At 36.1% G+C, this 12,642-nt stretch carries 9 protein-coding genes; 5 read left to right on the forward strand and 4 right to left on the reverse strand.

Features of this window, described 5'->3' with window-relative positions:
* The first annotated feature begins 95 nt into the window (after positions 1-95).
* Positions 96-698: a hypothetical protein gene (locus tag BN3003_RS11740; protein ID WP_058356861.1), complete on the forward strand. Its 603-nt coding sequence runs from the start codon at positions 96-98 to the stop codon at positions 696-698.
* 927 nt (positions 699-1,625) lie between these two features.
* A complete protein-coding gene (locus BN3003_RS11745; RefSeq protein ID WP_058356862.1) occupies positions 1,626-2,999 on the forward strand; it encodes an HNH endonuclease in 1,374 nt (457 codons plus the stop codon).
* A gap of 165 nt (positions 3,000-3,164) precedes the next feature.
* On the opposite strand, the gene BN3003_RS11750 is transcribed toward BN3003_RS11745, so the two are convergent.
* Positions 3,165-3,919, reverse strand: a protein-coding gene (locus BN3003_RS11750; RefSeq protein ID WP_108721537.1) for an IS5 family transposase whose coding sequence is annotated in 2 segments (ribosomal slippage) — positions 3,165-3,709 and positions 3,709-3,919 — 756 coding nt in all. Because the reading frame shifts where the segments join, the coding sequence is not laid out codon by codon here.
* Positions 3,920-4,123: 204 nt separating this feature from the next.
* Between BN3003_RS11750 and BN3003_RS11755 the strand changes: the two genes are divergently transcribed.
* The 3 genes from BN3003_RS11755 to BN3003_RS11765 are packed head-to-tail and all read left to right on the forward strand — an operon-like array spanning position 4,124 to position 9,689.
* On the forward strand, positions 4,124-4,612 hold the full coding sequence (locus tag BN3003_RS11755; protein WP_058356863.1) for a defense against restriction DarA-related protein: 489 nt from the start codon (positions 4,124-4,126) through the stop codon (positions 4,610-4,612).
* Complete coding sequence (locus BN3003_RS11760) at positions 4,609-7,539, forward strand: defense against restriction DarA-related protein (protein WP_147645424.1); 2,931 nt, start codon at positions 4,609-4,611, stop codon at positions 7,537-7,539. Before BN3003_RS11755 ends, BN3003_RS11760 begins: the two co-directional genes overlap by 4 nt.
* 2 nt (positions 7,540-7,541) lie before the next feature.
* The gene (locus BN3003_RS11765) at positions 7,542-9,689 is read left to right on the forward strand and encodes an LPD1 domain-containing protein (protein WP_058356865.1); all 2,148 of its coding nucleotides are present in this window, start codon (positions 7,542-7,544) and stop codon (positions 9,687-9,689) included.
* 73 nt (positions 9,690-9,762) lie between these two features.
* On the opposite strand, the gene BN3003_RS11770 is transcribed toward BN3003_RS11765, so the two are convergent.
* The 3 genes from BN3003_RS11770 to BN3003_RS11780 form a co-directional block, all read right to left on the reverse strand.
* Positions 9,763-11,211, reverse strand: coding sequence for a toll/interleukin-1 receptor domain-containing protein (locus tag BN3003_RS11770; RefSeq protein ID WP_058356866.1), 1,449 nt, complete (start codon positions 11,209-11,211; stop codon positions 9,763-9,765).
* A gap of 54 nt (positions 11,212-11,265) precedes the next feature.
* A complete protein-coding gene (locus tag BN3003_RS11775) occupies positions 11,266-11,910 on the reverse strand; it encodes a DUF2726 domain-containing protein (RefSeq protein ID WP_058356867.1) in 645 nt (214 codons plus the stop codon).
* Between the two features lie 210 nt (positions 11,911-12,120).
* A complete protein-coding gene (locus BN3003_RS11780; protein ID WP_147645425.1) occupies positions 12,121-12,621 on the reverse strand; it encodes a hypothetical protein in 501 nt (166 codons plus the stop codon).
* Positions 12,622-12,642 lie beyond the last annotated feature (21 nt).

Below are 12,642 nucleotides of genomic sequence, written 5' to 3' on the forward strand. Positions count from 1 at the left end.
AGATATTGATGGTCTAAATTTAGAAGAGGTTGAAATTATTGTAGTTACAACTTATGATAAGTGCATTTACATAATTTATCATTAAGGTTAAATTAGTGGCATCCAAAAAATTCCCAAAAAATAAATCTGGAAATTCTTCTAATAATCCGGCTGAAAAACAAGCATCAACTTTAAAAATAGTTGTAGGATGTTTAGCAGCATTTATAGCATACGTTATATTGTCTGTTTGGAGCGATTGGGGTGAAGATAAGCCCAATACTGAATCGACTAGCCAACAAGTTAAACCTGTTCCTCAGGCTCCAGTGCAAGAAGTTAACTCTGCTTCTGATAGTTCAAAATCCGTTGCTCCACCTGTAGTTAGTAAACCAGTTTTTTCAGATATTGAGATATGTAAGGCTACTAATGCAATTCTTTTTGGCAGAGATGTGAAAATAATGAAAGTAGCCAATGAAAAAGATTTAATCATTTACTATCTTCGACCTAATGATAATAGTAAATGGTCAAATCAATGTAAGATTGAAGGAAATTCTATCGTTTGGCGTTCTGTCCAGCCAGATGGTTCGTTTGGTAGATGGAGAACTGATGCAGAAGATGAAAAACTAAGTTTTGTTATTGAAGGTGACAAAATTACGATTACGAAACAGTATTCGGATGGTTCAAATTCTGCAAAAACATATCAAAAGAAGCAGTTTAAGTAAACAAAAACACCACCAAATCGGTGGTGTTTTGCTATTGTCGATTAATATTAATTTAGTTGATAGTGTTTCGATAGATTGAAGAACTTTGAATCATTAAATGAATTTATTATGCGATGGTCTTGTATTGGTTGAATCCATTGCGATAACAATTCTTTAGATACTGTATCCAAAGAGTTCCACCAAGGGATTGAGAAATAGGTATTTTCAGAATGTTTAACTATAAGTCCAATCAATATTTTTTCAATACTGTCAACTGATTGTGATATTAATTCTGAGAGCCAATTTTGGACAAAAGAATCATCATCTTCATCCAAAAAATTATTATGTATCGTTTATCAGATAAAGATATTGAATTTATTGAAACTGATATGACCAATTTATCATTAACAAAATCTTGAATTTTTGTATTTGTAAAGGAGTACTTAGGAAGCATTGCAAAACTAGTGAGAAGATTATTCTTACCTACACCCTAAAATATATAGTGTTTTATTTTTTCATGTTCATTTTTAATAAGAATACTATCGTACTTATCTTTTTCTAAATTTTTGTCTATTAGCTTCTGATTGGAGCTTTCTCTAAAATTCTCAAAATTCTTGTGTTGCTCTGAATTAAGTTGCATCTCTTGTGAAATTAACTGTAAAAACTCATCTTCATGTAAAACTGAGTTTTGAATTCTATACCATTCATTAACTACAGCTCTGTAAGATAATAAAAAACATTGATTACTAGATAAAATAAATGGAGAGTTTTCAATTGGTGAGAATATTTGTGCATCATGGATAGAACAGAAGCCCTATATTGGGACAGTCACACTTGCTTGCGGTTTGATTTGGTTGAAATTATGAATGTTCAACAGACCCTAGATTTGCAAAAAAACTAAAATTATAATTCATACGTATTTTATAAAAAACTCTGGGAAAATTTTGTATGAAAGAACAAATATACTTTACTTTTTTGTCGATAAAATCTTGTGCAACTTACAAAATAGAATTTAATCCTAATACATCAAACAATTCATTGATTTACTTTATACAAGATTTCATTCAAACCTTTAATGGACAAGTATGTTTAACGCCCGAAGGTAACAGATTGGAAATAAATTGCTATCAAAAAAATACTTTAGAACTTCAGGCTAAAGTTTTAAAATTAGTTAATCGCAACAAAAGTAACCAGCCTGTAATAAATAAGATAAATGATTTTATAAAAAAATTATCAATCAATGAACATTTTTTTATTTTACCAGTTGATTCAGCATCTATTCCATTAAAAAATCAAATTATGATGGCAAATGAATTAATGAGTTTAAACAACCCATCTCTAGACTATAACGATTTAGAAAATAGCTTCAATAAATTATTTGGACATATTATTGAGAAATACAAGTCATTTAGCCCCTCAATAGAAAAGAAAACCAAAATTGGTAAAGGACTAAAAACAGATAGAGTCTGTCGTTTTTGTCATAAAGACTCATCTCAAACATCATTTAAGAAAATTGCTCACGCAATTCCAGAAGCACTTGGCAATAAAAATATAATTCTAAACGAAGAATGTGACATTTGTAATGAAAAATTCTCACAAACTCTAGAAAAAGATATTTTAGTTTATTTGAGGCTTTTCAATACATTTTATCAAGTGAAAAATAAAAATAATAAAGTCCCAAAAATAAAACAAAGTAATTTTGAGATGGTACATATTAACCCTAGTCTTGAAGAGAATAAGGAAATAATTGAAAAGGCTAAAGAGATATCAGAACATCCGTTCAACCCTAACAATTTTTTTGTAATTGTTTCTAGACAGAATAAAGATTCTTCAGCGCTAAGTGATACTATCCATTTTAAACCACCTACTATTTCATTTGATTCTGACGAAAAAATTATCTTACAAAATATATATAAAGCTCTAGTAAAGTTTGCATTAAGTTGCATTAAAACAGAAGATCTAGAGGGCTTCAAAGAAACATTAAATTGGATTGCGGATGAAAATTTATTTAAAGAAAATTTACCAAAAGTAGCTGTCTTATTAAATCCAGAAAAATTGGAATTACATCCAAGTATAACCATTCATATAAGAAATGATGATGACACCTCCTTACCATATGCAGTGGGTGAATTTCACTATACTACCTTTGTATATGTTTTTATAATTCCAACATTTAATGGAAAAGAAATTGAATTTAATAAATTCAAAGATTTCTTTAGCTATTATCAATTTGATAAACTTCCTTGGGTTTTTAATGACTTTAATGATTCAACACCAAGAAAACTTTCTTTGAAAATAAACTTTGAAGAAAATAAGAAATAATTTAAAATCTGATAGCTAAACCAATAGCTATCAGATTTCTTAGAGTTCTATTGCTCACTAGAAATATATGAAAATAAATTTTCCCATCTATTCCAAATTTATTAAGTTTAATCTCACAGGATTATTGTTCAATAATTCGGTTCATAAATAGGGTCTGTTGAACATTCATAATTTCAACCAAATAAAGCCACAAGCAAGTGCCTCAGTGCCAATGTAACTATTCAACAGCTTGTCGTAACGGCTGGATAATGCACGGAAATGTTTTAAATTAGCAAATGTGTTTTCAACCACATGCCTTGTCTGATAAATCAACCAGTTCATATGGGAATTGCTGGTTTTGGCATTTTTCTTGCGCGGAATATTGGCTTGAACCCCTCGATAATGAATCAGCTCTCTAAACGCTTCAGAATCATAGCCTTTATCCGCATTTAATAACTCGGTATCTTTCAAATCCAAGAGTTGCAGCAGCATGGGCGCTATTTTAATATCGTGGGTGAGTCCGTCACTCACAATAAATTCAAGCGGATTACCATGTGCATCAACAGCCAAGTGTATTTTTGAGCTGTTGCCACCAACACTTTTGGCAATGCATTGATGGTCGCCACCTGCTGAGCCAGCGCTGCTCTGATGTGCTCGAACATGAGTGGCGTCAATTGAGATCCACTCCACATCAGAATTCTTAATCAATCTTTTGAATAATCTGTAAATAACCCTGATGATGACCAGCGTCTAACTGCTTTAAATACGGTATTGGGTTTGCCATAACAGCTGGGTAAATACCGCCACTCGCAGCCTGTTTTGAGGCGATAAATGATTCCTAAAAAGGTCTCTTTTAAACTGGGTTTGTCATAGACATTTAAATCTAGGAGAATGGGCTTTAGCTTCAGCCATTGCTCCTCTGTGATGATGGTTGTAAGCATGGATAGAGGGTGTTGAAAAGATTGTTTGGCGATAAGATTTTAACGCTCTTTATCCACTCCATTCAAATGTTCAACAGACCCTACTTTAACAAATTATATAAATTTTAAAAATTAAATTGCTACTTAAATAAGGGGAACAAGAAAAATTAGATGCCCTAAGCCAAAGATAATAAGCCCATTACAACAGTGTAGTGGGCTTTTTCAATGGCTGATACCAATCCATTATTTACTTGGGATGAACTCAAGGACAACGAAAAAACCGCGCCTAAGAAATTGGTCACTGCGTTTAAACGCGCTGGTGCTGAAATCGCATCATCTTGGGTCGACGGCAAAATCAAACGTGAAAGCGGTATTTCGTACCGTGAAATCACTTTCGTATTGGCTGATAGTCAGCAAATCACATTACGCGTAAAGCAAACTGGTGACGTTTACCAGGTACGCATGAACAACAAAGTTCTTCCAATTAAAGAACAAGACGATATTAAAGCGGCCTTGAGTGAGGTTGTGAAAGCATTGGATGCCAATGCCACCAAATACCAACGAACATTGGCTCGTCGAAAAGTTGAGCTGCCTAAAGGTATGCAATCAACGGTTAAACGCAAAGAGGTCGCGCTTCAAGAACGCGAGTTTGAGTTGGACACCCGTATTGCAGAGGCACAAGCTGAACTAGTGGCCTTACAAGGTGGTGAATGATGGCTATTTTGCGTGATGACAATGGCAGAATAACCAACTTTCATGGCTTAAATATACAAACAGAAGTTCAAATGGGGCGGTACCGGCAAAAGGCTGGTAAGCGGCCTGTATTAATGGCCGCAGATTACGGTGAAATTACAGGCACGAATGGAGCAGACGGTGATGCAGTTGATTGCTACATCGGCGTATTTCCAGAGTGCTTGAATGTCTACATCATCAACCAAACCAATTACACCGGCACATTTGATGAACACAAAGTAATGCTTGGATTTTTATCACAAGAAGATGCTGTAACAGCATATCAATTAAGCACCTTTGGTAAAGAGCCAATGAGTGTAATTTCATGTACAGCCAGCCAGCTTCGATGGTGGCTTGAGCACGGGAATCTTAATGCACCAGTAACAGCAAATTCATTCCCTTTTGACCCAGAAAGCGATATAGCAATGAATCAAAACATATTTGATTGGAGTAATGAAGGTAGAGCGGTATCGCAAGCCTTGTATCAAATGCGCCATACCGATACCAGTGAGCAGCTCTTGGAGGCGGCCTCGTTTGATTCGGTGGTGTCTGAAATCATAGAGAATGAAAACGGTGAATTTGCTGTTTTTGACGCACTGGTCATTCAACAGGCGAAACTTAGCAAAACAGCGCAAATTATTGGCCGAACACTTAATCGCTTTGGCGGTGCCGAAATCCAAGTCGTTGAGAATGGTGTACAGGTTTCAGAACCATTCAAAAAGGCTGGTACTACGAATGTTGCGATGGTGTTTGAATTAAGCGATGGCCAAACCATTTCTTGCTTTCTACATAATCCAGACAAGTCGCCCAACAAATTACAGGCCGATGATAACTTGGTTGCATGGCGTTGGAATCTGAACAAAAAAGATATCACCATTCTTGTTGCAAAAGAAAATGGCAAAGACCAAGAAATCACTCAAATTGCCAAACGCATTATGGCTTTTGCAGAGAAAAACAGCGCCCGATTTACCAAGGCAAATAACAAGCGTGCAGAGCGCCAAGCGGCCTTGGTAGAGGCGGAGGCTCGTATTGCTGAAAAAGAGCAGACTCTTGCTGATTTGGTGGCTCAAATAGATGCCATTAAGAATGGAGGCAGTGTTCAAACAGAAGCAGAAGCTCAAAGCAACATCGAAGAAAATACTTCGACAGAGGCAAGTAATGAGCCTCTGGATACTAATCCATCAGCAAATAAAAAAACACCTTATTCACAGCCTTCTGAAGCAAGTGAAATAGACGATGACAGTGCTATGACGCAGCTGCCTGCTTATTTAGAAAAATCAGAAAGTAAGTTTGATGCAATACGCAATTACGTCAAAGAGAATCTTCAAGGTAAGTATGTCAACACAGTGATTGGCAAAGTATTTCTCTTGGGTTCAACATGGCAAAAAATGAAAAGTGGAGCTCATATTGATGATTTGAAGGTTGCGCTAATTCCATTGGTGCCCCAAATACTCAAAGGAGAGTATGAGAATCCAGAAGGAAATGAGAACTTAGGTGCTGCCTATAAACCTAGAGGGGAATACATCCGTTTCCATTCTTTCAAAAAAACAGTTGTTGTTGATGAGTTAAAAGTTGAGGCACGTGTTTTGGTGGGTGAGCGAAAAGACACTCATGAATTCGAGTTTGTCGCGTACTCATTGCATAAGGATGTGATGCGTCCTGAAATGAAAAAACCCTTAGAAGCTATCGAGGAAATCGCCTCGGACTTGAAAGGGCTTAATCAGTCATCAGAAGATGACAATTCAAATGTACCTTCAGTTATGGACAGTGTCAATTCAGAAGGATGGAATATTCAAATTATCAGCGTAATTGATACAAGTGGTAACCATGTAACTGATTTGGAAGATAAACAAGCGCATGAAACGGCTGAGCAAGTTGAAAAAACCGATGATAAGCATGGAATTAATTTAACTGGCAAAGAGCTTGGCGACTTCGATATTTCAACAAAAGATGGTATGGATGGCTTGCGTGATGCAGCGCATCAGTATTTACGTACATTATTCACAAATCATGAAACGGTCTTTTGTCGAGCCATTAATGACGATGTGAATTTCAATTCTTCGGGTGCCAAAAAAATCAAAAAATTGAGTGTTAATCCTGTCAAAAATCAATTGGCCATTGCAATAAAACAAATTATTGCTGAAGGTAATTTGGTCAAAGGCAATATTCAAAGTTACAGCACTGAAGAACAAAAAATGGGCATTACATATGATGTTTTGCGAACAAAAGTTGTTGTGGACGGAGTTGAATATGGTGCTCGTACAGTATTGCGAAAATTACTTGATGGAAAATATCACTATGATTTGCAAGTAAAAGACAGTTTTGAAGCAATTATGGATGGTGTAAAAACAATGGGCGGACAATCCATGTCGGCTTACGAATCCGATGTAATTGTGCGCCCAGTGTTGGGGTCAGAAGACCTTGAAATCAATACTACACATGATGATGATACTTCACAAGTATTTGATAAGGCAGATATTGAAACTGGTGCATTTGTGATGAATCTATTTGTTGATGTGAAAAATGAACAAGGTGAATGGGTTCCACTTTCTGATGCATTTGAACCTGATGAGCACAATGAATCTGATGATACCCCATCAGCGCCAGTTTCTGAGCCTGTATCGATGCCACCGACGACACCTGAGCCTATGCCTGACGAAGCTGCAGAAAACGAGCCAGAGAGCGATTCTGTTCAGGCAGAGCAAGAGCATTCTACCTCTGATGCCGATATTGAGTTCTTGAATGGAATTATTGCAGGAACGGAAAATATCATGGACAAAGAGTTCCATGACCGTCTGGAGTCCGTGGCTGTGCGCATTAATGAAGGTGGCAAGGAAGAAATGATGGAATTGTTAGTGCAAGCAATTGATGCATATACAGCTAAATTAGACGAATTGAGCAAGGAATAAACATGACTGTTATTACACTAACTCCTATGGAAAAACTTCAATTAAACGGCCAATTAAAAAATGCCATTGATGCACGCAATGCTGCTGAAGACCCAGTTGAACGCCTGTCATTGATTAAAACAGTACAGGAATTACGGGCAAAGCTTGGCTTAAGCAGCTCAATAGTCAATGAGCCAGAACCAATTGCAGATACCAATGCAAAAGACGAAGAGCAGAAACAAGAACAGACCATCATTGATGAGGAGACTGAAACTAATGATGACTTATCGGATGTAACTACTGCTGATAATTACCGGTGGCGTGATACCGCTTACATTGCTGGTGCACGCAAAGAGCTTGCTCAAAAATCCATATTACAGGCAAAGCGAGATGGTAAAAAATTGAATGTAAGTGACATCGATTGGGATGAGTTGGTAAGTGACCCACGCCTATCAGAATCATTGATTGTCAAAGAAAACATTTTTGGCCGTGTAGATTGGCCTGATTTGTCTGAAAAGGGTATGCCGTCTGAAGTTGCATATTTCATAAGCCGTGTGTATGCCAATATTGATAAAGTGCCATTAAATCCATTGCATCAAACCAGCCAAAAAAACTATGTTCAGGCAGTTTCAAATATTCGAGAGCGCTTGGAAAGCTGTCGTACGTTTAAAGAAGTTGTAGAAGTGATGAATGATATTATTCAAGCAATACCATCCTCCAAACTGATGAAAATGCTGTATGACGATGAATTGGCAACAGGTATTTCTCTACTCGAAAATATTGAAACCAACTATCAGCATCTCAGCCAATCTACAAAGGATAAAGCACTATCTTACGAAGGGCAGATTTGGGCTGAACTTGGAGAGAAGTTTTCAAGCTGGCTTAGAAAATCTGTGAATGTCACTTTGCGTAAGGCGCAGCGTGAAAGTAAATACAAGGAGTGGGCTAGTTGGTGTTCAGACTTCAAGAATGGAACCGATAGTGAAGGGAATCCCACACCTGAAGGTGCCAAGCGTCCTAGAAAGCAGTCCTTTCAATTGGAAGCAGCAACCGATATTGAGCGAATTGGTGGGAAAGAAGTTGATTTACAATCTTCCAAACAATTGGAGGAAATGTTCGGCTTTAAAGGCATTCAATCAGGTAATTGGGTTTTAAAAGATAAGTCTGCGGCTGAATTTCACATGAAAAACGCAGCCGCAGCGATGTTGGATATGTCAGATGTCTTGGGCATTGAGCCAAAATACCTGGGCTTAAAGGGCAACTTGGCATTGGCGTTTGGTGCACGTGGTAAAGCCGGTGCATTGGCTCATTATGAACCATCAACAAAGGTAATCAATATCACCAAGATGCGCGGCGGTGGCAGCTTGGGACATGAGTATTTTCATGCGATTGATAATTTGATTAAAGACCTATCTACTCAATCGGTTGGAAGTGCTAAATTCATGGGCACTTCAAATCCTGAAGAATTGCCAGACAAGGATTTATCAAGTGCATTTAAAGCACTACAAACAGCATTGAAAGTGCAAGAAAACGTTTTAGTTTATGACTTCAATAAGCATTACATTGAAGATGTTGATAATGTGAGTGATATCCGTAAGCGCACAATAGAAAGTCATGCCAGGTCAATCATGCGAATATCTGGTGTAGATGAAAAAACGGCTTCCATTGAGGAGATGAATCGTGGCTTGGCCAAAGGTGCGGCCAGTATGGTAGGGATGAATGCCTCATTACGCCCTCGTTATGCAGCGGCTGCTTTATTGTCACGATATTGGGCGCTAGGTGAGCAAAGTGGGGTAAGTATTGTAGGTGGTGTGCTCACACATGAAATTGATGGATTCTCTGCTGATTCTGAGTTCGTTCAGGCTGCAATTGCATTGGATGAAGGTAAGGTAGATAAGTACTGGTCAAAAGATTATGAGATGGCCGCACGTGCATTTTCCGCTTATCTGCAAGACCGGCTGGAAGAACAAGGCCGCAAGAATGATTATTTGGCTTATTCAACGAAGGGCGGCAATGGTAGAGCGGGCGAAATTGCATATCCACAAGGCCAAGAACGTTTGCGGATTAATGCGGCATTTGATGCTGTATTTGCGGTGATTCGTGAGAAAAAAGTGTTTGAAACGGCTAGTGAGAATACTGCTTTGATGGATTCGTTATTTAGTTCTAATTAAAATATATTTGCCGCAAATTTTGCGGCAAATATTTATAAAGAAAAACTTTCAATATGGAAAATATAGAAAAAAATCAAATAGTTGCAATATTATTGAAGTCGGTCAAACGTGATAGGCTGATTGACTCATACTGCCATTTAGGTACTGTTCTAGTACCTTTTTTTGCATCTTCAATTAAAGCCTTTAGATTTATATCTGGATTATTACCTAGAATACACTTCATGCTTTCGTAATATGATTTAGATTTTGATTTAGCAAAAATTTCAAATGGATAAAATGAGCGTGTATACATTAAAGTAGTTGGCCACCATTGTATAAAATATGTATCCGTAGAGTTAATTTCTGCTCTCAAATAAAGAATAAAATCGGCTTGCATCAAATCAATAAATTCAAGGTTTATTCCATTTGCTCTTTCCTTTAAAGTTGTTGCATGTAAATTAGCATATCCAAGGCTTAATCTTTGATTTCTAAATCCGAAAGACTCGCAATGCTGCTTAAATATTAAAAAAGAAGATAATGGTTCTCGACTATCATGATGAAGAAAGTAGAAATTTTTATTCAAAAAATAATTTAATTCTTCAAATTTTTCATTTTTAATCATTAATGCAACAAAATACAAAAATAATTCATTGATGATAAATTTGAAATTATCAAAGTCCCACCCTGCATAGGATGTAATATTTTCAGGCCTAAACAAATATCGAATGTTATTCTCAAAAAACTTATGAATAATATTTATATATTTGTTACTTGATGAATACTGGATAAGTGCTGAAACTAATTGAATGAACTCATTTCTTGCAGGAAGAAAATCACTTATATTATTGAAAATTAAATCGTCTAATTCGATTTCTTTTTCACTAGCAAGAATATCACTTATTCTAAATTTTTCGAGATTAGTATTATAAAGATTTAAATAATCCGCTAATAATCCATTAGTATTTGATTTATCATTCCGTATTGCATCTAAGCATCTTTTATAATGAGAAGTTGTATTTAAGGAGATGTGATTACCTTCATTTAAATAGGCAGGTAACATGCCTATTTCTGGTTTTTGATGTAATGGTTTATTGAAAATCCATCTAAGCAACTTTTCATACTCACCAAGATACTTTTCATCATTACTGCTTAAGTTTATATATATTTTCCCAGCATAATAGGTTGGTATAAATGCATTTCCGTTATCATCATATTCTCTAATTACAGCTACAAATTTTTCTTGAACTACCTTGTTGTACAATTCTGAAGAAACTATTTGAGCTTCAATTCCAACACCACCAGCTCTTGCATTAGCCTTGGAAGCATAAGTTTTATCGCATATCAATAATACTTTTGTAATTTCTGGGTCATTTACCATTCTCTCCATAAAAGCAATAGAGTCATGACCTTCTTTTAAGTCCCATTTATCTAACATGGCATCAACGCCGTCTTGGCGAAGGCTTGTAGCTAACTCAAGAACCCAATCTTCATGTTCAGGGCTTGACCAACTGTAAGAAATAAATAATTTTGGTGGATTAGACATATTGATTTACTTGAAAAATTACGGTTGTAGGAAATAGTTTTTAAAAAGTTAAAATTAAGAAAGTTGCGGTTCATTTGAAACAGTTTGACTCGGTTTTTTGCTGTTATTTTGAGCCAAATTCTGAAAATACAAACCGGTACTTTCATGTACTTTTTTAATAATAAAGTTGGAATATTTTTCAGTATTATCAAAACCAGCAGTATTCACTCTCAAGCAAGTTATATCAGCATTTCGTAATATTAACTCTTTGTTGAAATCACTTTGTTTAGAATGACCACCGCCATCCACTTCAATGACAACAACAGGCTTTCTATCGTAATTGATTAATACAAAATCAACATAAAAACCTCCATGGAGGTCTTTAGGTTTTTCAGAGGCAGTTTGTTTAATAAAAGCTCGTAGTGGTACTTGTGGGCAAACAATCAATTTTAATTTATGTTTTGAAATTATATGATTAAGCGTTAAATAGCAGTAAAACTCGCCCTTATTTATCAGTTCTGTTTGTTCATAAGTTGATTTAGAGATTGCCATTCCACGAGCAGTTGGATTCTCAAATAGCTGCTTTTCTTCAGAGGCCTTTCTCATTGCTTCAAATTTAGGGTTTGGTGTTTTCTTTTTGGTACCCTTATCATTAAGAAATATTACATACCCGACAATTGCGGCTATACAAACTATAGCGATACCTAAAATAATTTCCACTTGAGTATTCCCTTGTAATTATTAATATTGGTAGTTTTCAATAATTATACTGCATATTAGAGCATGTGCTATTGTTTTGAATGATAGAATAAATTGCTGCCAGAAAAGCGGTGATAACCTCGATACCGCAGCCTTCATTGAATGAGCGTGTGCAAGTGATTTCGAGCCTTGCCTGGTAGCAATAAAAAAGGCCTCTAATGAGGCCTTTTTTTAAATTGTTATGATGCTTCCATACAAATCAGCCATTTCATCTGCCAAATCTAAAGCGTATTCATTCGTTTGGTATTTCATAAAATAAAGGCAAGTTGCGAGAATGGCCATGTTGCCATTTGTGAGACCATCAACATCATATCGGAATTTGCCATTGTCGTTAATGCCGGCAATTTGAATGGTATCGCCGACCTGATACTTAAGTAATTCATCAGGAATATCAATGCAACCGGAGGCTTTGAGTTCGTTATAGGCCTGTAATGCTTCTGAAAACTGGTCAGGTGAAAACAAAACATTGAAATCGCGTCGGACAGGCGAATCTGAAATAACAGTGTATTTTTCTTTCCCTTCAAAATTGGTGGCGTCTTCTTCCATCAAATACAGGCACATATTGCCATCATCATCTATTTCAATGCCTGATTTTATTGAAAGAGGTGTGCCTTGATATCGAGTAAATGTCGCACAAATCAGACCTGATTCATTATCGTTTTCTAAATCCATATTTAATCCTATAGGAACATT

The sequence above is a fragment of the Vitreoscilla massiliensis genome (assembly GCF_001457815.1).
Lineage (GTDB): Bacteria > Pseudomonadota > Gammaproteobacteria > Burkholderiales > Neisseriaceae > Vitreoscilla > Vitreoscilla massiliensis.